20 protein-coding genes are annotated in these 23,359 nt (G+C 63.9%); 13 read left to right on the top strand and 7 right to left on the bottom strand.

From position 1 onward, the window contains the following. Positions 1-427: 427 nt before the first annotated feature. From XH85_RS17650 to XH85_RS17665, 4 genes are all read left to right on the top strand, one after another. Positions 428-1,207: a 2-keto-4-pentenoate hydratase gene (locus XH85_RS17650; RefSeq protein ID WP_128932818.1), complete on the top strand. Its 780-nt coding sequence runs from the start codon at positions 428-430 to the stop codon at positions 1,205-1,207. 931 nt (positions 1,208-2,138) lie between these two features. Continuing rightward, positions 2,139-2,279, top strand: a complete 141-nt coding sequence (locus tag XH85_RS47665; protein ID WP_338025648.1) for a hypothetical protein — start codon at positions 2,139-2,141, stop codon at positions 2,277-2,279. Positions 2,280-2,299: 20 nt separating this feature from the next. After that, entirely contained in the window at positions 2,300-2,512 is a 213-nt protein-coding gene (locus XH85_RS47670) for a type II toxin-antitoxin system RelE/ParE family toxin (protein WP_338025649.1), read from the top strand. Continuing rightward, a complete protein-coding gene (locus XH85_RS17665) occupies positions 2,509-2,829 on the top strand; it encodes a helix-turn-helix domain-containing protein (RefSeq protein WP_128932820.1) in 321 nt (106 codons plus the stop codon). Before XH85_RS47670 ends, XH85_RS17665 begins: the two co-directional genes overlap by 4 nt. Positions 2,830-3,047: 218 nt before the next feature. On the opposite strand, the gene flgH is transcribed toward XH85_RS17665, so the two are convergent. From flgH to flgF, 4 genes are read right to left on the bottom strand one after another with little or no spacing between them, the layout of a single operon-like run. Beyond that, positions 3,048-3,812, bottom strand: a complete 765-nt coding sequence (flgH, locus tag XH85_RS17670; RefSeq protein WP_128932821.1) for a flagellar basal body L-ring protein FlgH — start codon at positions 3,810-3,812, stop codon at positions 3,048-3,050. A 3-nt stretch (positions 3,813-3,815) separates the two neighbouring features. Next, positions 3,816-4,946 carry a flagellar basal body P-ring formation chaperone FlgA gene (gene flgA, locus XH85_RS17675; protein WP_164940574.1) on the bottom strand — a complete coding sequence of 377 codons (1,131 nt, stop codon included), beginning with the start codon at positions 4,944-4,946 and terminating at the stop codon, positions 3,816-3,818. A gap of 10 nt (positions 4,947-4,956) precedes the next feature. Beyond that, a complete protein-coding gene (gene flgG, locus XH85_RS17680) occupies positions 4,957-5,745 on the bottom strand; it encodes a flagellar basal-body rod protein FlgG (protein ID WP_091898014.1) in 789 nt (262 codons plus the stop codon). Positions 5,746-5,761: 16 nt separating this feature from the next. Further along, positions 5,762-6,523, bottom strand: coding sequence for a flagellar basal-body rod protein FlgF (gene flgF / locus XH85_RS17685; protein WP_128932823.1), 762 nt, complete (start codon positions 6,521-6,523; stop codon positions 5,762-5,764). Positions 6,524-6,900: 377 nt separating this feature from the next. Between flgF and fliL the strand changes: the two genes are divergently transcribed. From fliL to XH85_RS17710, 5 genes are all read left to right on the top strand, one after another. Continuing rightward, positions 6,901-7,398, top strand: a complete 498-nt coding sequence (gene fliL / locus XH85_RS17690) for a flagellar basal body-associated protein FliL (protein WP_128932824.1) — start codon at positions 6,901-6,903, stop codon at positions 7,396-7,398. 18 nt (positions 7,399-7,416) lie between these two features. Beyond that, complete coding sequence (fliM, locus tag XH85_RS17695) at positions 7,417-8,619, top strand: flagellar motor switch protein FliM (protein ID WP_091898008.1); 1,203 nt, start codon at positions 7,417-7,419, stop codon at positions 8,617-8,619. Further along, positions 8,616-9,062, top strand: coding sequence for a DUF6468 domain-containing protein (locus XH85_RS17700; RefSeq protein WP_091898006.1), 447 nt, complete (start codon positions 8,616-8,618; stop codon positions 9,060-9,062). The genes fliM and XH85_RS17700 overlap by 4 nt, the downstream gene beginning before the upstream one ends. Before the next feature lie 9 nt (positions 9,063-9,071). Then, a complete protein-coding gene (locus tag XH85_RS17705) occupies positions 9,072-9,833 on the top strand; it encodes a MotE family protein (RefSeq protein ID WP_128932825.1) in 762 nt (253 codons plus the stop codon). Positions 9,834-10,367: 534 nt separating this feature from the next. Further along, on the top strand, positions 10,368-10,565 hold the full coding sequence (locus tag XH85_RS17710) for a hypothetical protein (protein WP_128932826.1): 198 nt from the start codon (positions 10,368-10,370) through the stop codon (positions 10,563-10,565). A 22-nt stretch (positions 10,566-10,587) separates the two neighbouring features. Here the strand turns inward: XH85_RS17710 and XH85_RS17715 are convergent, their stop codons facing one another. Next, on the bottom strand, positions 10,588-14,721 hold the full coding sequence (locus tag XH85_RS17715; RefSeq protein WP_245474138.1) for a VCBS domain-containing protein: 4,134 nt from the start codon (positions 14,719-14,721) through the stop codon (positions 10,588-10,590). Positions 14,722-15,127: 406 nt separating this feature from the next. On the opposite strand from XH85_RS17715, the gene XH85_RS17720 reads away from it, so the two are divergent. The 3 genes from XH85_RS17720 to XH85_RS17730 all read left to right on the top strand — a co-directional run bounded on the left by XH85_RS17720 (position 15,128) and on the right by XH85_RS17730 (position 20,664). Next, positions 15,128-15,751 (top strand): FecR family protein, encoded by a 624-nt coding sequence (locus XH85_RS17720; protein ID WP_338025650.1) that lies wholly within the window; start codon positions 15,128-15,130, stop codon positions 15,749-15,751. Positions 15,752-15,858: 107 nt separating this feature from the next. Beyond that, the gene (locus XH85_RS17725; protein ID WP_164940575.1) at positions 15,859-16,722 is read left to right on the top strand and encodes a tetratricopeptide repeat protein; all 864 of its coding nucleotides are present in this window, start codon (positions 15,859-15,861) and stop codon (positions 16,720-16,722) included. A 216-nt stretch (positions 16,723-16,938) separates the two neighbouring features. Further along, positions 16,939-20,664 carry a tetratricopeptide repeat protein gene (locus tag XH85_RS17730; RefSeq protein ID WP_128932828.1) on the top strand — a complete coding sequence of 1,242 codons (3,726 nt, stop codon included), beginning with the start codon at positions 16,939-16,941 and terminating at the stop codon, positions 20,662-20,664. Between the two features lie 209 nt (positions 20,665-20,873). Here XH85_RS17730 and fliP read toward each other — a convergent pair whose 3' ends face one another. Together fliP and XH85_RS17745 are read right to left on the bottom strand one after the other, a co-directional pair. Further along, positions 20,874-21,632, bottom strand: coding sequence for a flagellar type III secretion system pore protein FliP (gene fliP / locus XH85_RS17740; protein ID WP_128932830.1), 759 nt, complete (start codon positions 21,630-21,632; stop codon positions 20,874-20,876). Next, positions 21,629-22,600 (bottom strand): flagellar biosynthetic protein FliO, encoded by a 972-nt coding sequence (locus tag XH85_RS17745; RefSeq protein ID WP_128932831.1) that lies wholly within the window; start codon positions 22,598-22,600, stop codon positions 21,629-21,631. The genes fliP and XH85_RS17745 overlap by 4 nt, the downstream gene beginning before the upstream one ends. A gap of 352 nt (positions 22,601-22,952) precedes the next feature. On the opposite strand from XH85_RS17745, the gene flgB reads away from it, so the two are divergent. Next, positions 22,953-23,357, top strand: coding sequence for a flagellar basal body rod protein FlgB (gene flgB, locus XH85_RS17750; RefSeq protein WP_128932832.1), 405 nt, complete (start codon positions 22,953-22,955; stop codon positions 23,355-23,357). The last annotated feature ends 2 nt before the right edge of the window (positions 23,358-23,359 follow it).

Raw genomic sequence — 23,359 nt, forward strand, 5'->3', positions numbered from 1 at the left:
CGCAAGGCGCCTTTGGGCGTCGCGATTGGCGTTTTGCCTGTCGCTTGAAAGCCGCGCGCTTCAATGCGAGGGCGCAATCGCGAAAAGTGAATCGCGATCAACGCTCTAGATTCGATTCCTCCGGGCTCACGTGAGGTCGGATGAGAAACAGCCTTCACTTCAGGTGCGGGAGGTTTTGCGAGTCGCATCAACGAGATCGACTCGGATGTTGAGGCGTTGATCCAGCAGCATCAAGGATCGCTGTAATCACGATTCGGGCGCCGGTCGCGGGGGCCCGCAAGGCGCGCGCCCCATAAGGCCCAGACCAATTCAATATTTCCTTAAACGCGGGGAGCAGCCCGTCAGCCGACCGCCGCCCGCGCTTGTCAGGCCGGAGCGGGGATGCTGAAGTGTCGCCATCGAATGCGTAGCGTGGGAGGCGGCGCCGATGGACAGGATTCTCGAAGCCGCAAAGGCGATCGCGCTGGCGCGCCGCAACCATGCGCCGCTCGCGGCGCTGAAGCGTCCCCCGGCCGATGAAGCCGAGGGCTATCAAGTCCAGCGTGCCCTGCACGATCTCCTGCTGCCCCATGTCGGGCCGCTCGTCGGCTACAAGATCGGTTGCACCAGCCAGGTGATGCAGGACTACATCGGCATCCCGCATCCCTGCGGCGGCGGCGTGTTCCAGAATGGCGTCCACGAGAGTGGCGCGAAGCTCGCCGCCTCCAACTATGTCCGTGTCGGCGTCGAGTGCGAGATCGCGGTCCGGCTGAAGCGTGACCTTGCCGCCGGCGAGGCGCCGTTCACCGCCGAATGGGTCGGCGAGGCCGTCGAGGCCTACCATCCCGCGATCGAGATCGTCGACGATCGCTACGTGAAGTGGGAGATTATGGGCGCGCCGACCCTGATCGCCGACGATTTCTTCGCCGCCGGCTGCGTGCTGGGACCCCTGGTTCCGCGCTCGTCCGTGCCGGATCTGATGGCGGTGAAAGGCCGCGCCATCGTCAACGACGAGGAGGTGAGCCAAGGCACCGGCGCCGACGTGCTCGGTCACCCCCACAACGCGCTCGCCTGGCTCGCCAACCACCTTGCCGCCGAAGGCAAGGGCCTGCACGCGGGGCAACTCGTGCTCACCGGCAGCCTGGTGAAGACGCTCTGGCTGAAAGCCGGCGACAAAGTGCGGATCGAGCTGGACGGGCTGGGGACGGTGGAGGCGGAGTTTACGTGAGGCGGCGTTGCGGCACCCTCCGCAGTCGTTCCCCGCGAAGGCGGGAAATCCCGTAGGCCAAGGCCTTTCGGTTCATCACTGATGTCTCGGAATACTGGATCGCCCGCCTTCGCGGGCGATGACAGTTGAGAGAGAAGACCGCGGTCGGCCAAGTTCGTCATTGCGAGGAGCTCTTGCGACGAAGCAATCCAGGGTCTCTCCGCGGAGACAGTCTGGATTGCTTCGCTGCGCTCGCAATGACGGAGTATGGGAGCACGACTTCGTTCTTTCCATTGAGATCACAATCACGGACACGCCTTCTCATCCTCGCGGCATCTTCCGCCCGAGTCTTGCAATCGTCTCGCCCTCCTGAAGAAGGCGCAGGGAAGGCCGGGCGCCGGCTGGCACCCGCAATCCCGTGTGCGAAGGATACGCGCACGGGTGGATCACAGGTGACGCCGGAGACATCCCGGCCTTCCCTGCGCGAATGGTTTTAACGGTGTCCTTCGTGCTCTCCTCGGGGAGCGATGCACTATTGCCCCCCGCGCCGGATGGCTGATGCGCGCACCCGGTCGGGCAGTTCGCATCACCGCACGGCTTGACGCACAGACCCCGGGCGTCAGGACCACACGACTTCTCCGTCCGCGCGCATCCTCGCCGGACCCTCGATGGCTGGCGTGCGCTCACCATCGAGACCTGCGCGAAAACGCTGTCAGCGTCGTGTCGTATCGCCCACGCGGCTGCTCACGGAATTCCCGCCCTGCAACCAACATTGCGCGCCGACGCCGTCGCGGCCACCGCATTCCATCCATCCGTGACGATCGCGATACGCCCTCTTGTGGATGGAACAGAACGAGAACATAATGAGGTGACCGGAATTTTCAAAAATCCGAAATTGCGGAGGGCGGTTTGAGCTTTGATAGCAAAACTGCTATAAGTCACGGAGCGGGAAATGACCGGGCGCAAGCCGACAATTTGGATTGGCTCGTCCCTGCACGATCTGCGCGCATTTCCGGACGAGGTTCGCCGCGTCATGGGATTTGCGATCGACGATGCGCAGAACGGTTCGGAGCATCCGCGCGTCAAGGCGTGATAGGATTTGGTGGGAGGAGCGTGCTTGAAGTGGTCGATGACTTCGACGGCGACACCTTCAGGGCGGTCTACACGGTTCGCTTTGCCGGCAGGATCTATGTTCTTCATGCTTTTCAGAAGAAGTCGAAGAGGGGAAGCGAAACGCCCAAGCATCACATCGACCTCATCACGGCGCGTTTGAAGCTCGCCGAGGCTCACTACCATGAGAATTACGTCAAGGAAGACCGCAAATGAGCGATGACAAGAACATCACGGTCGGCAGCGATAATGTGTTTGCTGATCTCGGCTTTGCCAATCCCGAGGAGGAACTGCTCAAGGCCAAGCTCGTTCGTGAAATTCGCGATATCCTCAAGCGTCGAAAATTCACTCAGGCAAAGGCCGCAGCTTTGTTGGGTCTGAAGCAGCCCGACGTTTCCAGCATTGTCACCGGGCGTGTCGGCAAGTTCTCGATCGAACGTCTGGTGCGCTGCCTGGATCGGCTGGACTATAAGGTCGATTTGGTCGTGCGTCAGAAGCCGCGGCGCGGCTCGTCGCGGCAAGCTGCTGCTTGAGCAACTGAGTGTCTTTCCGCGGCGACAGTCTGGATTGCTTCGCAATGACCGGGGCTGGGGCCGAGCTTGAGTGCACCAACTGGCCGTAAAGCCATGAGCTCGCAGCCGCCTTTCGCAAAATACATGCGGCCCTCGCCAGGGGAGCTAGCGAGGGCCGCGTCGTACATCGTCGTTCGCGCCTAGGTTCGCGAACACGATGTGGGAGCTCTTAAAGAGGCTTAGAAGGGCAGCAGCACGTCCATGACCTGCTGGCCGTAGCGCGGCTGTTGCACGTCCATGATCTGGCCGCGGCCGCCATAGGCGATGCGGGCCTGCGCGATCTTGCTTGAATCGATGGTGTTGTCGCTCTGGATGTCTTCGGGGCGGACGATGCCGGCGACCACGAGCTCGCGGATCTCGAAGTTGACACGGATCTCCTGCTTGCCCTCGACCACGAGGTTGCCGTTCGGCAGCACCTGCGTCACAACCGCGGCGACGTTGGTCTGCAACGCTTCCTGGCGGTTGACCGAGCCCTTGCCGTCGGCCGAGGACGTCGAGTCAGTAGTGAGGAGCCGTCCGGGGAGAACCTTGAGCGGCTGCGTGACTGTCTGGCTGCCGATGAAGTCCGTAATCCCTGAGTCTTCCTTGCTGGTGCGGCTACGCTGGGTCTCGTTGGAGAGGTTGGCCTTGTCCGTGATGTTCACGGTCACGGTCAGGAGGTCGCCGACCTGGCGCGCGCGCTGGTCCTTGAAGAAGGCGCGGCTGCCGTTACGCCACAGCGAGTTCGGATTGTAGGAGGCGACTTCCGGCTTTGGCATCGGCATCTGCACCGGCTTGTAGCCGGGCTGCGTCGTCGGATTGTCGATCGCCGATAATTTTGGTTGCTCGCCGATCTGCGACAGGCGGTCGATCGAGGAGCAGCCGCTCGCCAGCGCGCAGGTTGCGAGCAGCAGGGCAGAGATCGCGATGCGACGAAGACGGGAAGCCGAACTGAACGGAGACATGACTTACTCTGACTTGGCTGGAGCTTGCGAGACGCGAACTTGCGGAATCTGGGCTTGTGCGATCTGGGCGGGAGACGCCGGCGCCTGGATCAGGCTCTGCGCCAGGGCTGCGGCCGCCGGCACATCGTCACGCTTGAGCGACGAGGTCTGCTCGACCGCGGGCGCCATCGGTGCGGACTGGCTTGCGCCCTGGACCGTGACCTGGCCGCGGCCGGTGACGACGCCGGTCAGCGTGCGCTTGGATTGCGGATTGAGCACGCTGACGGTGTCGCCCTCGGCACCGCTCTCGATCGCCTTGCCGCGCGTGGTGAGATAGAGACCGGGCACCTGGTAGATGATGGTGACGGTCTGGTCGCGCACCACGAAGTCGGGCTTGACGATGTCGGCGACGCGGATCGGCATGCCCGCGCGCATCGGCCGGCGCAGCTGCATGCCGACGGTACGATCGCGCGAAGCGGGCTCGCCGGTGACCTCGGCCTTCGGCCGGCGCTCCAGCGAGACATCGGAGGATTTCAGGAGCTCGGTGCGGTCGATGTCGCGCGTCAGCACGGCCACTTCTACCGTCTCGATCGCGGTGCCGGTGAAGCGGAGCTTGGTCGGCGTTGGATTGTTGTCGTTGTTGATCTCGAAGGCGACGTCGAAACGGCCGCTGCGGGCGTCATAGCGGGTTGAGACCGGCTGGAGCGCACCTGTGTTGGAGGCGTCGAGCCGCATGTCGGAGATGCCGCGGTCGAACGTGACCGTGATGTTGGCGGCGTCGCCAAGTCCGAAGCGGCGCTCGAGCGTGGAGGCGACCGCGGCTTCGAGGTCCTTGCTGACGAGCGTGCGGGCGAGGCGGGTGACCTGGACCTCCTTGATATCGCCCGTCATCACGCCGATCACCTGTTTCGCGCGGAGCACCGACAATACCTGCGCGACCGTCAGCGTGCCGGTGGTGCCGAGATCGGGCGAGCGGTAGACCGGGATCAGCGCGGCCGATCCTGCGTTGTCGATGAGATCGCCGACCCGCACCACGTCCGAGGTCACGCTGACGCTCGCGCGCAGCGTCGGCGCTGCGATGAAATCGTCGGCTGCCGCCGCCGGCAGTGCCAGCGCGAGAAGAGCGGAGATCGTGGCGAGGGTGGTCCGGATCATCGTCATCACCTCAGCGGAACAGCGCCGTGGTCGATTGCATCATCTGGTCGGCGGCGCTGATCACCTTGGCGTTCATCTCGTAGGCGCGCTGGGCCGCGATCAGGTCGCTCATCTCCGAGACGACGTCGACATTGGCCTGCTCGAGGCTTCCTTGCGTGATGTTGCCATAACCTTCGGCCGTCGCGGTGCCGTCCTGGGGCGGGCCGGAGGAAGGCGTCTCGGTGAACTGATTGCTGCCGACGGGCTGGAGGCCCGCCTTGTTGATGAAGCGGGTCAGGCCGATCTGGCCGAGGATGGTCGAGGTCGACGAGCCCGGCAGCGTCACCGAGACCTGACCCTGGACGTTGACGGTCAGGCCCGAGGCGTTGTTCGGGATCGTGATCGTCGGCTGCACCGGGTTGCCTTGCGCGGTGACGATGCGGCCCTGATTGTCCATCTGGAAGGTGCCGTCGCGGGTGTACTGGTAGGTGCCGTCGGGCATCAGGATCTTGAAGAAGCCTTCGCCTGAGACCGCGAGGTCGAGATCGTTGCCGGTCTGCGACAGCGTGCCCTGCGTCATACTGCGCGGCGTGCCGACGGTCTTGACGCCGCCGCCGATGTCGACGCCCACCGGCAGGATGGTGCCCTGGTCGGACGACTGCGCGCCGACGCGGCGGACGTGCTCGTAGATCAGATCCTGGAACGCCGCGGTTTGCTTCTTGAAGCCGGTGGTGCGCAGGTTGGCAATGTTGTTGGAGATCACCTGAACGTTGAGTTCCTGTGCCGCCATTCCGGTCGCTGCGGTGTGAAGCGCCTGCATGTCAGTTCTCCCTCAATCAGGCCGGAACGTCGGCGAGCTTCTCGATCGCCGATTTGTGGAGGTCGCTCTGCTGCTGGAGCAGATTGGCGATGGCGGTGTAGCTGCGCATGACTTCCACCATGCGGCTCATCTCGCCGACGGCGTTGACGTTCGACTTCTCGACGTAGCCCTGGCGCACGCTGGACTTGGTGTCGGCCTGCGGGACGGCGGAGCCTACGTCATAGAGGTTGGCGCCGAGCTTGGTCAGCTTGGTCGGATCGTCGAACGTGGCCATGCGGATCTTGCCGCGGATCGAGTCGGTCTTCGCCGTGCCCTCGAGCACCGTGATGGTGCCGTCGGGTGCGACGTTGATGTCGTGGTCGGTCGGCTGGAAGGTGATCGGGCCGGCGGTGCCGAGCACGAGGTTGCCGTCGGAGGTGACGAGCTGGCCGGTGCTGTTGAGCGAGAATTTGCCGTCGCGGGTGTAACGCTCGCCGCCATTGGCCTGCACCTCGAAATAGGCGTTACCGTCGATCGCCATGTCGAGTGGGTTGTTGGTCGGCTCCATCGGCCCCTGGCCGACGTCGCGGAAGGTGCCGCGGTCCTGCACATAGGAGACCCGGCGGTCGGAGCCGATGAAATTGTCCTCACGCGCGTTCGAGTTGAGGAACTCCTCGAACAGCGAATGGTCGGCCTTGAAGCCGTTGGTATTGGCATTGGCGACGTTGTTGGCGATGACATCCATCTGCCGTTCCAACGTCATCTGCCGTGACAAGCCGATCAGAAGCGCGTTCTGCATCGGAAATCTCCCCTGAGTGAGATCTGCCACCTCGCTCTCCCAAGCGCCTTGGCGGACCCCGTGAACGAGACCGTCTGGTTCTCCCAAACCGTCAGGTCTCGGCTCTTTCTCAGCGAAAGCCGTGCCAACTCGAAAAAGTGTGTAATTTCAAATTGTTGATGAATTTTCGGGGCGCGGGAGGGCGGCAGAAAGGTTCTGTTAGCCATGTTTGCCCGGCAGATTTTTCCTAGCGGAGGCCCAATCGAAAGATTCCGTTAACCATTATTACCGTAGCGTTTGCCATGAAGAGGAGCGCATTGCGCCGGGGGCATTTGTATCGCGTCACTGTCTGAGGCTTCGCTCTATCGACCCCTTTGAGAGATCCGGGCGCGGCGACCATGGCAGAGAACGAAGCGGAAGGCGGTGCAGCCGCCGAGGGCGCGGAAGCCGCTCCGCCGAAGAACAAGCTCAAGCTCATCATCATGGCTGTCGGCCTGCTCGCCGTCCTCGGCGGCGGTGCTGCGACCTGGTTCTTCTTCCGTCACGGCGATGACGAGCACCATGCCGAGGCGGCGCCGCCGCCAAAGCCGCCGGCTTTCGTCGACGTCCCCGACATGATGGTCAACCTCGCTGGCGCGCCCGGCGAGCGGGTGCAATATCTGCGGCTGAAGATCGTGCTGGAGCTGAAGGAAGAGAAGCAGATCGAGGCGATCAAGCCGACGATGCCGCGCGTCACCGACCTCTTCCAGACCTATGTGCGCGAACTGCGCCCCTCCGACCTCAACGGTTCCGCCGGCATCTTCCGCCTCAAGGAGGAGCTGACCAAGCGCGTCAACGCGGCGGTCGCCCCGATCCAGGTCAGCGCGGTGCTGTTCAAGGAAGTCGTGGTGCAGTGAGGATAATGAGCTAGCACCATGGCCGGCAACGAGCAGATGGACCAGGATGCGATTGCCGCCCAATGGGAGGCTTCGCTCGATTCCGAGGATCCTGCGGAGGCCGCGAAGGCTGCCGCCGAGAACGAATTATCCGAGACCATGGCCCTGCAATGGGCGGCCATGGTCGAGGACGGCAGCCGCGATCTCGGCACCGGCAAGAACTCCGGCGAACGGGTGCTGTCGCAGGAGGAGATCGATAATCTCCTCGGCTTCACCGTCGGCGACGTCACGCTCGACGACCATTCCGGCATTCGCGCGATCATCGATTCGGCGATGGTCTCCTACGAGCGTCTGCCGATGCTCGAAATCGTCTTCGACCGCCTGGTGCGGCTGTTGACGACGAGCTTGCGCAATTTCACCTCCGACAACGTCGAAGTCTCGCTCGATCGTATCACCTCGGTGCGCTTCGGCGACTACATGAACTCGATCCCGCTGCCGGCCGTGCTCTCGGTGTTCAAGGCCGAGGAGTGGGAAAACTTCGGCATGGCGACGGTCGATTCCAACCTGATCTACTCGATGATCGACGTGCTGCTCGGCGGTCGCCGCGGGACCAGCCAGCTCCGCATCGAGGGGCGGCCCTACACCACGATCGAGACCGAGCTGGTCAAGCGGCTGGTCGAGGTGGTGCTGGCCGACGCCGAGCAGGCGTTCCGGCCGCTATCCCCGGTGACCTTCACGATCGATCGGCTCGAGACCAATCCGCGTTTCGCCGCGATCAGCCGGCCCGCCAACGCCGCGATCCTGGTGCGCCTGCGCATCGATATGGAAGACCGCGGCGGCAACATCGAGCTGCTGCTGCCTTATGCGACCATCGAACCGATCCGGGGCGTCCTGCTCCAGATGTTCATGGGCGAAAAGTTCGGCCGCGATCCGGTCTGGGAGGGGCATTTCGCCACCGAGATCGTGCAGGCCGAGATCGCCGTCGATGCCGTGCTCTACGAGGCCGACATTCCACTCAAGCAGCTGATGCGGCTCAAGGTCGGCGACACGCTGCCGCTCGAGATGCGCGCGGATGCCAACGTGTCGGTGCGCTGCGGCAGCGTCACGCTGACCGAAGGGCGGATGGGCCGGGTCGGCGACCGCGTCGCGATCCGCGTGACGAAACCCCTGCGCAAGCCAAGTACGACACTTGCGATGTTCGAGAAGGTGGACGAGCAGAACAAGATGATGGAGGCCCCATGAACCACTCCCTGGGAATGGCGATCGAGTCGTTGGTGGCTATCCTGCTGATGCTGACGATCGTCTACTGCGTCATGCTCAACAAGCGCCTGACGCGGTTGAAGGCGGACGAGCATTCGCTGAAGGCGGTGATCGGCGAGCTGATCACCGCGACCGAGATCGCCGAGCGCGCGATAGGCGGGCTGAAGCTCGCCGTGCGCGACGTCAACGAGAACCTCGGCAGCCAGCTTGCGGCGGCAACCCAGATGTCCGACCAGCTCTACAAGCAGCTCGGCGAAGCCGACAACGTGGTGCGGCGCCTGTCCAAGATCGCGATCGCCGCGCGCCCCGTGACTAATCCGGAAATGGTTGCCGCGCCCGCGGCCAAGCCTTCGTCGGCGAAGGCGGTGGCGGCGGCGGCCGAAGCTTTCTCCGAGCGCCGACGATCCAACGGCCTTGCCGCATAAAGTCAGGGTATGAAGTCCTTTCGTAACATCCGCGTCATCCCGGTCGTCGTGGTCGCCGTCGCAGGTCTCGCCACGCTGAAGGTCGCGGGTCTCGTGATCAATGGCGGCTATGTGTTCGACTACAAGCCGAACCAGGCCAAGAAATCCTGGGCGCAGGAGAATCTGAACTTCCCGACCGGTCGCGAGGACCCTGATATCACCGGATCGACCCATGGCGCGCCGAAGGAGGCGCCGAAACCGGCTGCTCCCGAGACCAAGCCCGAAGGCACCGTGGTCAAGATGGACGAGGCCCAGCCGCAGGTGTCGGCCTCCGAGCGCGCGATCCTCGAGCGGTTGCAGGCACGCCGCCAGGAGATCGAGGCCCGCCAGCGCGAGATCGACATCCGCGAGAGCCTGCTCAAATCGGCCGAGAAGCGCATCGAGAACAAGGTCGAGGAGATGAAGGCGGTGGAAACCCGCATCTCCGCGACCCAGGCCGAGCAGAAGGCGGCCGAAGCCCAGCGCATGAAGGGCCTCGTCACCATGTATGAAGGCATGAAGCCGAAGGATGCCGCACGGGTGTTCGACCGGCTCGAGATGGGCGTGCTGATCGAGATCGCCTCGGCCATCGCGCCGCGGAAGATGTCGGACATCCTCGGGCTGATGTCGCCCGAGGCCGCCGAGCGGCTCACGGTCGAAATGGCCCGCCGGGCTAATGGCGGCGGGGATCAGTCCGCCTTGGCCGGCGATCTGCCCAAGATCGACGGCAAGCCGACGCAAAAGCCGAATTGAGACGCCTTGCGTGTCTAGTTCGCGAACGCCTGTGGCACCCTGCGAACAGGCGGGCGCAACGGCTTCTCAACGCGAGGAAGAGTTTTGAGCTGCTGCTTGATCAGCGCGGCCTTTGTGACCCGAGTCACGAGCTGCAGCGTGCTATGGCAACAGGAGCATTCATATACTTTCAGGGCATATCCTCTGGCGATCGGAACGATCGCTACGACCGCTCTTGCCCTGCTACACACAATGCAACCGGCTTCTCCGCTCATTGATTACCCCCAGAGCTAACCAATCGATTCGTATCGCCGAGATCACATCTGATTCAGAGTTGCGTGCGAAGCGCAACGCCTCGAAGGTTGTGAGTGCGCGTGCTCAGCAACTTGTCAAGGCAGCACATCCAGCTCCCGTTGCGGATGCAGCTGCGGCAGGTGGCATCTTCTGAGACTGCGGTGAGTTGACGCGCGCAGGTGTGAAGTGGCGGACAGTGACGCCCAAGGCGCCGTCGTAGGCTTCGGCCATTCGCAATCAGCAGCGCAGGAGGAGGAGGCCATGAACTACTCGTCCGCAGCAGAACGCGTAATCGAGGCCGTCAACCGGCTCCTCCTAGCGGCGATGACGTCCGCCTGGACATCCGCGCTAAGCCATCAGCATGCAGCGCCGCCCGAGGGCGACGACGGCAACGATGATGAATCTTCTGTCGGTCAAGAGAGCTCCTCCGCGCCGGATGGCGTCGGGAATCGACACTGAAGACGCCATCGGCTTGCGGGCGTCACACGACCAGATCGTGCAACACATGGCCCTGAACTGTACCTGCTCCGTAAGCTGGATCAACATTAGGTGGGGATGTTTCATGCACGGACGCCAGCTCGGACCCGTGGAATGTCCCAGCGTGGTCGTGATGACCGGCGAGGTCTGGGAGATGATCCAGCCCCGCGCTGTGCGGTGAACCCTGCGAAGCGTCATCCTTGAACTGGAACGAGTCGCCGAGCTGCTGCGGATTGGCGGGCTTTAGCCCGGACGCTCCATGGGGCGGGTCGTGCTGCTCGGCCGCCTCGCTTGAGGGCGAATGGTTGGCGCCAGCCGTCGATGACTTCAGTAGGCCGGGGTTGAGCGTCGTCTTTGCCGTGTCATCGCTGGGATGACCAGGCGCCTGGGCGGCGTTTCCCGGGGGCGAGACGCCGTGATTGCCAGCCTCGCTCCCCAGCGCAAGCCCGTGCCCGGCGTGCAGTTCGGCGGCGTTGTGGGCAAAATTCAGCGCGGCGATGGCGATGTCAGGCATCTGACCGCTTCCGGAAATCGCGCCATCTTTGCCAGCCGTCGTGTCGGGCGCCGCCAAGTGGCTGAAGACAAAACTGACCTCCGTCGGTGCGGCCATGTGCTGCAAGATCGTAGACGGTCCGCTGGCTGAGGGAGCTACCGCAGTTTCGGTCGCGTACGTTTGCACGTCGTCTGAACTGGAGAGGCTGGAATATTCGGTCCCTTCGGTCTGGTCCCAGCTCCAATTCAGGCTGTAGGTCGCCTCGCTTGACTGGATTGTGGAACTCCCATCGGCGGAGATCGTGCCGTCGCCGCTCCCGGAATCGGAGGAGACCTCGGAGGTGGTCGTCGTCACGGCAGTCGCGTCACTCTGCGCGGTTGCGGTGAGGTCGAGCAGTTCGCTGGCGGCCGCCATCACAGGTGCCGCAGCCGGCGCCAGGATGAAGTCCGACGCGTCGATGGTTGCAATTCCCTGCAAATGGACTTCGAGCAGACCGGAATCGCCGATGTGCAAGGTCTGGTCCGTTGGATTGACGTACACGATGGTTTCATTCGCCGCGCTGTCATAGAGCCAGGCGATGGTATGTGCCGGCACGGCCGTGCTGGTTGAGCTCAAAGCCAAGATGACGAACCCAAGCGCGCCAAGAGCGGTCAAGTCGATCTTATCGGCCCCCGAGGCGAAGTCGGTGATGGTGTCGAACTGGCTTGCGTTGGAATCGGCTACGAACAAATAAGCGAAACGGTCGTTCCCATTGCTGCCGGTGAGTTGGTCCGCACCAAATCCACCGATTATGGTGTCGCTGCCATTGTTGCCGTTGATCGTATCGTTGCCCGAGCCCCCGTAGATGACGTCATCCCCATCGTTGCCTTTGATCGTGTCATTGCCGGAGCCTCCGTAGAGAACGTCCGCTTTGCCGGTGCCATTGACGGTATCGCTGCCGGCCCCCGCGTAGATGATCTGACCTGTGTCGCCGCCGCCCGCGATGGTTTCGCTCCCCGGCGTTCCATACACGTTGGGGGGATCGGAGATCACGACGGATCCGGTCGCCAGGTTATCAAAATCGTTGGGGTCTGCGTCACTGGCGCCATGGATGGCGATGGTCACCGCCTGGGTCGTGCCATCGATGGCAGTTACCGTGAAAGTGTCGGTCAACGTGTCGCCGACATCGAGCGCCTGAACCACGCTATTGTTGTTGTCGAGTGTGTAAGTCCATACGCCGGCCGCCGTCATGGTGAAGGTGCCATATCCGTCGTCGCTCGCAGTAGGCGAAGAGACAGCGGTGAAGGTGTTCGGCGCGTTGTCGACGTCTGTATCGGTGAGCGTGCCGGTCGCGACGGCAGCACCGGGCGAGAAAGTTCCTGCCTCGATCACTGAGCCGGTTGTCGTGCCCGAAATGATGGCCGCGTCGTTGGTGCCATTGATGATGATCGTCACCACCTGCGGCGTGCCGTCGAGGGTTGTGACAGTGAAACTGTCAGTGAGCGTGCCGCCGACATTGAGCGCCTGCACCGCGCCGTTGGCGTTGTCGAGCGTGTAGGTCCACACGCCGGCGGCGGTTATTGTAAAAGTGCCATAGCCACTCGTGCTTGCCTTGGGCGAACTCACGGTTGTGAAGGTATTGGACGCATTGTCGACGTCGGCAGCAACCAGCGTGCCCGTTGCGCTCGGCGCCCCTGGTGTCGCGTTGGCAACGCCTCCGGCCTCGGTCACCGAGCCGGCCGTGGTGCCGGAAATGACGGCAGCATCGTTGCTGCCATGGATGGTGACCGTCACCACTTGGGCGGTTCCGTCGAGCGTGGTCACTGTGAACGTGTCGGTCAGTGTCTGGTCGGCACTGAGCGCCTGCACTGCAGCGTTGGCGTTGTCGAGGGTGTAGGTCCACACGCCCGCTGCCGTCATGGTGAAGGTGCCGTAGCCGGCGGCGCTTGCCGTTGGCGAGCCGACCGCCGTGAAAGCATTTGCGGTCGTGTCGACATCGGTGTCGGTGAGCGTGCCGGTCGCGGTGGGCGTGCCGGGGTTTGCATTGGCGATGCCGCCAGCCTCGATCACTGTGCCGGTCGTCGCGCCGGAGATGACCGCCGCGTCACTCGCTCCGTGGATGGTGATCGTCACCACCTGGGCGGTGCCTCCGATCGTGGTCACCGTAAAGCTGTCGATGAGTGTGTCGCCGGCATTGAGCGCCTGCACAGCGGCGTTGCCGTTGTCCAAGGTGTAGGTCCACACGCCGGCCGCCGTCATCGTGAAGGTGCCATAGCCACCGGCGCTCGTTGTTGGCGAGCTCACCGTCGTGAACGTATTAGGCGGATCGTCGACGTCGGTGTCGGTGAGGGTGCCGGTCGCAATTGGCGCGCCTGGCGTTTCGTTGGCGATGCCGCCAGCCTCGATCGTCGATCCAGTCGTGGTGCCGGAGATGATTGCGGCGTCGTTGACACCGTTGATGGTGATCGTGAAGGTCTGATTGACGGTGGTGTCTCCATCGGAGACCGTGATAACAAAACCGTCGGTCGTGGGCGCCTTCAGCGCGTTGATTGCGGCGTCATCAGGCACGAACGTATAGGCGCCGCTCGTGCTGTTGACATAGAGTGTCCCGTAGGGGCTTGTCTTCGACAGATCGTACGTCACTCCATTCAGGACCGTATTGCCGGCGCTCGCCCCGATGACGCCGAAGGTCAGCTGGCCGCCGCTGTTGGTGCTACTGGCGCTGAAAGTTCCTGTCGTCGCAGTGAATGTGTCAAACACCACCGTGTCGAGCTCAGCGGGCCCGGCTCCGGTGCTGAGCATCGGCGGTAGACGTCCCAGAGGCTCGATAATGGCGAATGGCAACACAGTCGGCAACGTCTGCAGCTCCGGCGCATCAGGCGGAACGAAGTTGATCGGCTGCAGCAGCTGGGATTTGACGAAGGGAGGCGTGCTCGAGCCATGCGGCCCTTGCCCTTGTGTTAGATTGGCGAGCACGTCCTGTTGCTCGGCACGCAACTCGTCCATCCGAGCGGCAGTGTTCGTGACCTGGTTGACACTGATGCTGGATCCCACTTTTTTGAGGACGATCGTCTCACCAGGATCTTCGACGATGATGTGCCGTGGGATCGGCTCCTTGGTTACGAGCTCAAATGCGCCGTGCGCAAGATCCTTGTAGGTGATGGAGTCGTCATCCAGGACTGTGACATCCGGATCCGCGGCCTCGGCATTTTGCGCGGCCGAGAAAGTCAGTGCTGCAAGCGTCAGCATCCCGAGACCGCCCGCATGGCCTCGGGTGCGAATGCCTGCAATCGGCGTATTCAGCCGGAGAGACCCGGCTTCTGCCAGCCGGCCCAGTACGAAACTGAAGCTCCCTCGGGTCACGTCGAACAACGCTGCATGTGACATGCCTTCGACTTCGAAGACGAAGTCGCTCAGCGCGACGTGAGTGCCGCAGGAGATGTTGAAAAGAGTACCATCGATGAAGCGAAGTGTGATCTGCCCGTCGGCATCGGTTTCGATCACGTCGGCCCTGTAAACAGGCGCACCAACTACGGCCTGTGTGGCGACGCCGCTCGCTCGCGTGAGCGTACCGCAACCGATCACCGTATGAATGTGGCCGATGATCTGGACGGGCAGGGACGTGGCGGCCCCGTTACCAACCTGGATGTCGGACGCAACTGACATAGTTCGACCTCGCCTGGGTGATCGATTTCAGGCTCGGCGTGCTGCCAGGGTCTTGCTCGGGGCGCCCTCGCCAATGGACAAAATATCCTGGGCGCTGGCAGCCCGAAGGCTTGCCCGCCGAAATAATCAAGTCTGCTTAGAGAGAGAGACGCATTGCGCGGGGTACAGCGACGCGTACCGCCATTCCCGCCGTGCCCCCTCCCGCCAATGTGATTAAATTGACAAACGAGACGTATTTAATATGTGGAGTTTACTTAACGTTGAGGATAAATTAGGCCGGTCGAGCAAATTAAACAACAATTATATTTATTGCAGCTGCGCTTCGCGGTTCAAAAATGGGCCAACGATAGCGACAGATCCTTCTCAGAAAGGGGGGATCATGTGCAGACCTACGACAGCCGCATTGGTGACCAGCTTCGTTTTGGCGCTTGCCAGTTTCTTGCCGAGTGCGGCTCGATCGCAAATCGATTCCGCCAAGCCCGCCGTCGCTGACTCATCATCCAAACCCATTGGCAAGGTGGTGGCGGCCACAGGCTCGGTCACGATCGAACATGCGGGCGCAGTGATCGTTCAGGCGAATGTCTCGGGTGAGCCCGGTCGGGCCAACACGGGTGATCCCGTGTATCTCGGTGACGTGGTGCGGACCGGGGCCGACGGCCGAGTCGGTATCAATTTTACAGACGGCACCTCGTTCAATCTATCGAGCAGCGCCCGTATGGTGTTGGATCACTATGTGTATGAGCCGGACGGCAAGTCCAATGCGACCCTGTTCAATCTCGCCAAGGGAACGTTCACTTTCGTTGCTGGCAGTGTCGCAAAGACCGGCGACATGAAGGTCGAGACTCCCGTCGCCACGCTAGGGATTCGAGGCACGACGCCGCATATCGAGATTTCGGATGATGGGTCGGTCAAGTTTTCGACCCTGATCGAAGAGGGCGAAAGTAAGCTCCTGAAGAAGCCGCCGGCGTCCGCGGCGCCAGGGCCCGATCGAAGCAGCAACCGCAGGCTCAACATCTGTCGGGGATGCTGAGAACTTTGCTTGGCCTAAGCCGCCATGATGCCGCCGCAACGCAGCCGGGCAGAGAAGACTGGGATTAGCGCTTCGTTCGTTCTCGGAGTTGGACGCCTGCTGTGAAAATGATCGCAACAGCCAGTGTCATCAAGGCCGTGATGCTCATTCTCATCATCGTGCTGTCCGGCTCGTCGGCCTTGGCGCAGAAGCCGGAGAAGGGCAGCTCCCTCAAGAATGTTGAACTGTGTAACGGCTCAGATCGCGTGTCGCCCGAAGCTCGGATCGATGGCTGCACGGCGTTTATCGATGCGGGCGAGGGGACTGCGAACGGCTTCGCTGTCGCCCACAACAACAGGGGCAATGCCTATAGCGCCAAAACCGACTACGAACGCGCGATCAAGGACTTCGTCGAAGCGACCAGGCTTAATCCAAATTATGCCAAAGCCTTCAACAACCTCGGCGTGGCCTATCTGAGGAAGGGCGCGCACGACCTGGCCCTGGGCGCTTTTGAGGAGGCGCTCAAGCTGAACCCAAACTATGGGGCTGCTTTTGCCAACCGTGCGGCAGCCTACCTGAAGAGGAATGCGTACGAGCGTGCAGCGCAGGACTATGACGAGGCAATTCGCCTTGATCCGAATCTGGAGGCGGTGTGGAGCGGACGCTGTTGGGCTCGAGCCGTCCTCGGCGCCTTGCAGGCTGCGCTGGACGACTGCGACAGGGCGCTTCGATCGGAAGCAAACAACGCCGCAACATACGATTCGCGAGCTCTGATAAATCTGAAAATGGGGCAACTCTCCGCGGCTATCGATGACTACAACTCAGCGCTGCGGTTCGCGCCCAAGCTTGCGAGCGCGCTCTACGGCCGCGGGGTCGCCAGGCTCAAGCTCGGCGACAGAGCCGGCGGCGATAGCGATATTTCGGCGGCAAGACGGATCGACGCTGCAATCCGCGAGAACTTTGCCCGCTATGGAGTGCCGTCGAACGATTGACCGATCGCGGCAGCGCTGTTGTGCAGGTGTTAACAACTCCTTAACCGCCTGCCTCTCAAATCCAAAGCTGGCGGACCTGCCCACGCTCGATCCGGCACCGCGTGCTGCCCCCAGAGCAAATCAAGATATAGCATTAACAAGTCCTTAATTGGCGAGACCTACAGTCGACGGCACCGGCCGGCGCCATTGCCGGCATGGATTGTCGGACCGGAAGAAATGCCGCCATTGGCGCGAGAGGCTGCCGCTGGATTGTTGACGCGAGCCCGCGCCCTGGCGCGGCAATTGTCGCGTCATGTCCGCAAGGTGCCTGTGCTCGCGGCTTGCCTGCTGATCGGCTTCGCGGCGCCTGCCCGGGCGGCCGATCCCGTCAGGGGCGAGGCGAGCTTTTCCGCGGGCGGCGGTTTTGCCCGTCTCGTGATCAAGCTCGGCGAGGACGTTCCCTCCGAGGTGACCACGGCCGGCTCCATTCTCGTGATCCGTTTCGATCGGCCCGTCGACGTACCCGTCGATCGCGTTCCGGAAGGCGCGCCCGACTATGTCAATTCCGCACGGCGCGATCCCGATGGCGGCGCCATCCGCCTGTCGCTGGCGCGCCGGGTCACCGTCAACACCATGAATGCCGGCGAGCGCACCTTCATCGACCTCTTGCCCGAGGGGTGGAAGGGGCCGCCGCCGAGCCTGCCGATGGAAGTGGTCAAGGAACTGGCCGAGCGCGCCCGCGTCGCCGAGCGTGCGCTGCGTGCGCAGCGCGCCGCCGCCGAGGCCAAGAAGCGTCCGCAGATCCGCGTCCGCGCCTCGGTGCAGCCGACCTTCGTCCGCTTCGTGTTCGAAATGCCCGACGGCGTCGGCGTGTCCTCCGTGCTCAATGAGCAGAAGCTCACGCTCGCGTTCAACGCCAACCTCAATTTCGATCTGGCGGACGCGGTCGTCGCCGCGCCGCCGAACGTCGCCTCGATCAAGCAGAAGGCCGACATCGACCAGACCAGTGTCGAGATCGCGCTGATCGGCGATTCCGACGTGCATTCGTTCCGCGACGAGAAGAACTACGTCGTCGACATCGCCTTCCAGCCGGACAGGGGCAGGGCGGCGGCGACGCCCGAGGCGGCGATCGCGCAGCTCAAGCCCGCGGGTCACGGACCTGGGCCTGCGCCTGAAAAGCCGGCGGCCGAGAAGCCGAAGGACGCTCATCGCGAGATCGCGGCACCGACGTCCGAGACAATCGCGCGCGAAGCCAGGATAGAGGTGAAGCCCGAGGTGAAGCCGGAAGCGCCCGCCGCGATGCCGGCCATCGAAGTGCCGAAGCCGGCGCCGGCGACTGAGGCTGCGCACGCTCCAGCAGCACCCATGGAAGCCTCCAAGCCGGCGCCGCCCGTTGCCGAAGCCGCCCCTGAAGCACCGCAAGAGGCCGTGAAGGAAGCTGCGAAAGAGCCAGTCAAGGAAGCTGCCAAGGAAGTTCCCAAGACTGCTCCTGCGTCGGCGCCGGCGGCGGTGCAGTCCGGTGTTGCCAGCGTCGATGCGCGCCGTGACAGCGACGGCCTGCGCGTGACGTTCCCGCTTCAGGTCGCAACGCCTGCGGCGGCGTTCCGCCGCGGCGACACGGTCTGGCTGGTGTTCGATACACTGAGGCCGATCGATGTCGAGGCGATCCGCGCCAAGGGCGGCGCGATGATCGGCGAGGTCGGTCGCGTGCCGCTCGACAAGGGACAGGCGGTTCGCATCCGCCTCACCCGTCCGCTGGTCTACTCGCTGACGAGCGAGGAGGTCGGCAAGGAGACCAACTGGCTGCTGACGCTCGCCGACAAGATCCAGGCGACGCCGCTGCCGCTGATGATGTCGCGCAACATCACCGATCCTGCGCTCGCCAACATTGCGATCCCCTTCGCCAATCCGGGCGTTCTGCACAAGCTCACCGATCCCGATGCCGGCGACACGCTTTATGTCGTCACCGCGCAGCGGCCGGTGCGCGGCTTCATCAAGCGGCAGGACCTCGTCGATCTCTCGTTGCTGGAATCCGCGCACGGCATCGCGATCCGGCCGAACTCCGACGAGGTCGGCGTCGAAGTCGGCGCCGACAAGGTCATTCTCGGCAAGAAGGGCGGGCTGACGCTGTCGCCGGTCGACATCTCGGCCGAGCGCGCCCCGACCGCGGTGCGCCCGGTCTTCAGCCCCGAAGGCTGGCGCAAGGGCCAGTCGGAGAATTTCTGGACGCGCCAGAGCGATCTGATGACGGCGATCTCGGCGGTCGATCCCGCGCTGCGTTCGCTGCCGCGGCTCGACCTCGCGCAGTTCTACATGTCGCGCGCCATGTATCACGAGGCCAAGGCCGTGACGGACGTGATGCTGAGCGATCCCCTCAACAAGGAGGAGAGCGGCGCGCTGATCATGCATGCGATCGCGAACATCCTGATCGGCCGGCCGGCGCAGGGCCTGAAGGATCTCGCCAATCCCGTGATCGGCAACAGCCACGATTCCCAGCTCTGGAAGGCGCTCGCCTATGCGCGCCAGGGTAAATGGGCGGACGCGCGCGAGAAATTCAAGAACGTCGAATTCGCCATCGCCTCGCTGCCGCTCGACATCCAGCGCATCGTGACGATGGATGCGATGCGCGCCTCCCTCGAGGTGAAGGACTATGCCGGCGCCTCCAAGCGCCGCAGCGAGCTCGAGGTAGTCGGGGTCTCGCCCGAGGCTGCGCCCGGCTTCGCCGTGCTGCGCGGCCGGCTCGCCGAGGCGCTCGGCCACGACAAGGATGCGCTCGACGACTACAAATTCGCGGTCGCCTCAAGCGACCGGCCGGCTGCGGCCGAGGCCAAGCAGCTCGAGGTCGCGCTGCGTCAGAAGCGCGACGAGATCGGCAAGGAAGAAGCGCTGCGCGAGCTCGAGACGCTGTCGATGACCTGGCGCGGCGATGCGATCGAGGTCAAGACGCTCCAGATGCTGTCGCAGCTCTATGCCGAGAACGGGCGCTACCGGGACGCGCTCACGGCGGCGCGCACCGCGACGAAGCTGCAGCCGAACGCAGAAGCCTCGCGCCAGGCGCAGGATCTCGCCTCCGACCTGTTCACGCAGATCTTCCTAGGGCCCAAGGGTGACGAGCTGCCGCCGGTCGAGGCGCTCGGGATGTTCTACGAGTTCCGCGACCTCACGCCGATCGGCCGCCGCGGCGACGAGCTGATCCGCCGTCTCGCCGACCGTCTCGCCTCGATCGATCTGCTCGACCAGGCCGCCGAGCTCCTGCAATACCAGGTCGATCACCGCCTCGAAGGCGCCGCCCGCGCCCAGGTCGCCGCGCGCCTTGCCATGATCTATCTGGCCAACCGCAAGCCCGACATGGCGATCACCGCGCTGCGCGCGAGCCGCATCAGCGACCTCTCCGGGGAGCTCAGGCAGCAGCGCCTGCTCCTGGAAGGGCGGGCGCAGAGCGACGTCGGCCGTCACGATCTCGCGCTCGACATCGTTTCCAACGTCTCCGGGCGCGAAGTGCTCCGCCTGCGCTCCGACATCTTCTGGGCGGCGCGGCGCTGGCGCGAATCCGCCGAGCAGATCGAGCTCTATTACGGCGAGCGATTCCGCGACTTCAAGCCGCTCAATGCGGTCGAGAAGAGCGACATCATCCGCGCCGCAGTCGGTTACGCGCTCGCCGACGATTCGATCGGCCTGTCACGCTTCCGCGAGAAATACGCGCCGCTGATGAGCGAGAGCGCCGACCGTCTCGCCTTCGACATCGCGAGCAAGCCGGCCGCGGCCTCCAGCGCCGAATTCGCCGAGATCGCCAAGCTGGCTGCCAGCGTCGATACGCTCGACGGCTTCCTGCGCGAGATGAAGCAGCGTTTCCCCGACGCCACCGCCCGCGCCCCAAGCGCGCCGCAGGCCAACGACGAGTCCGACCACACCGGCTCGCTGCCCACGATTCCGGTCGTGCGACAGATCAAGATGACGCGATAGGGCTCTGCTGCCGCGCGAAGCGCGGCCCGGAACGGCGCCGCATCCTCCGTTATTGCGAGCGCAGCGAAGCAATCCAGAGTCTTTCCGCGGCGGCAGTCTGGATTGCTTCGTCGCAAGAGCTCCTCGCAATGACGGGGAGGGGCCGGAGGCTATCGCTGGGAGCGGAGAGGATGCCACCTTCGCGGGGCATGACTGCGGATGCATCGGCCTCACCCCCCGTAGCTCTGCACCAGGCTTCCCGCCACCAGCGACCAGCCGTCGACCAGGACGAAGAAGATCAGCTTGAACGGCAGCGAGATCGTTGCAGGTGGTAGCATCATCATGCCCATCGACATCAGCACGGAAGCGACGACGAGGTCGATGATCAGGAAGGGGAGAAACAACAGGAAGCCGATCTCGAAGGCGCGCTTCAGCTCGGAGATCATAAAGGCGGGGACGAGGATGCGCAGTGCGAGATCGTCGGGCGTCGCCGGCGGCTGTTCGCCGGAGAGATCCAGGAACAGCTTGAGGTCCTTCTCGCGCACGTTCTTCTGCATGAAGCCGCGCAACGGCACCGAGGCGCGCTGAAGTGCGTCCTCGACACTGACCTGGTTGGCGACGAGCGGGCGGATGCCCTCGTCGTAGGATTTCTGCAGGACCGGCCCCATCACGAAGAAGGTGAGGAACATCGCGAGCGCAATGATCACCGAGTTCGGCGGCGCGGTCGCCGTGCCCATCGCGGTGCGCAGCAGTGACAGCACGACCACGATGCGCGTGAACGACGTCATCATGATCAGGATCGACGGCGCGATCGACAGGATCGTGAGCAGGGCGATGAGCTGGATCGCGCGCTCGGTAACGCCGCCACCGCCAGCGCCGCCGCCGAGATTGATGCTGATGTCCTGCGCATGCGCAAGCCTCGCGAGCGAGGCCGCGCCGACCAGGACAGAAAGGAAAAGAACTCTACGCGGGAGGGCCGGCAACCTCACGAAGACGGCTTCGGACGGCCGAGCAGCGAGGCCATCTCGTCTTCGAGATTTTCAAAGCTGGTCTTTTCCGCGGCGGGCTTTGCAGGCGGGGCCGGTGGCGCCGGCGGCTCGCTGCGTCCCGCGCGCGGGGGAGCGGCCGGCGGCTCCGGCGCAACCGGAGGGGCGACCGTTTCGCCGGCTGGGCGGCGCAGGGCAGCTTCGAGCCGCTGAGCCATTTCGGCGAGATTCTGCTCGGCGCTCGAGGGGATAGCGGCCGGCGCCGGTGGCGGAACAGGCGGAGCCTGGGGAATGGGGGGAGGCGGCGGCGCGGCTGCGCGCTCGGCGCGCACCGGCGGCATCTTCGGCGGCTCACTCTGGCGCGGCGGGCGCGGCATCAGCGGCGGCTCGCCGCGGGCGATGCGCGGCGGCAACGGCTCGGGCCGTGGCTCACGCTCGGGTCGCGGCGCGATCGGTTCGGGCGGAAAGCCGGCGAGCGGCGGCTCGCTGCGGCGTTCGGCCAAAGCGGGCGCAGGCCGGCGCACTTCATCGGCGAAGGACGGGCGCGCGGGCCGCGGCGGCGGCTCGGGCATGTGAGGCTCGGGATGATCCAGCAGCTCGGGTCGCGGCGCTTCGTCGGCCCAGCCGCCGGAATCGGGCATGGGGGCGAGGCGCGGCGGTTCCGCGGCGCTGGGACGATGCGGAAGCTGGTCGCGGCTGGACGCGGCGCGAACGATGTTGGGCTCGACGACGATGTCCGTCGGGCCGCCGATCATGAGGAGATGCTCGACATTGTCACGCCGGACCAGCACCAGGCGGCGCCGGCCGTCGACGGCGGCGGCATCGATCACGGCGAGCCGAGGCATCCTGCCGCGCTGGGTGTTGGCGCCCAGCCGGCTGCCGGCGAATCGGCGAACCAGCCATGCAGCGACGCCGATCAACGCCAGAACGACGATGAACGCGACGATGAAGGTGATAGGGCTGCCTTGCATACTTGTCCCCGACAAATGGCGCTTTTCTCGTGCCCGTGGTCAGACGCGCCAACCACCGGCCTACGATGCCCCAAACTGCGATCTCTTAATGTTCCACGGCAAGTTTTGCCGTCCCCAACTCTTAATAACCTATGAATCGCTCGATCCAAAACGACTTCTTGGCCTGTATACGCGCCGCCAAACGGTTGGGTTAATGCCACTTTTGGCAGCGTCGAATCACAACGCGCGCATATCGTGTCCCATCGGGGAACAAGTGCCCGTGACATCTTTAACCAGCTGTTAACCATACAGGCGGCAAATTCTGCCTAGCTTCGGACCTCAAGGTCCGGAAGGGGCGGAAGGAGCCGCAACGATGTCCATCAACGACCTCCCGGTGCTGTCGGCGCTTCGGACCAAGATGCAGTGGCACCAGGAGCGCCAGCGCGTGCTGTCCGAGAACGTCTCCAACTCCGATACCCCCAAGTTCCGGCCGCGCGACCTGGTCGAGCCGAAGCTCGACAAGACCGGCGCCGTCACGGGCTCGATGGGGCTTCTGGCCCTTGTCCGCACCAGCGCCTCCCACATGACGCCGTCAGGCGCGGCTTCCGCATTCGACCAGAACAAGAATGCGGGTTTTGAGACCCGTCCTGCGGGCAACGCCGTCAATCTCGAAGAGGAGATGATGAAGGCCGCCAGCAACCAGATGGACTACGCGGCGGCGACCTCGCTCTATTCGAAGAGCCTGCATCTGCTCAAGACCGCGATCGGCAAGGGCTAGAC

The organism is Bradyrhizobium zhanjiangense (genome assembly GCF_004114935.1).
GTDB lineage: Bacteria > Pseudomonadota > Alphaproteobacteria > Rhizobiales > Xanthobacteraceae > Bradyrhizobium > Bradyrhizobium zhanjiangense.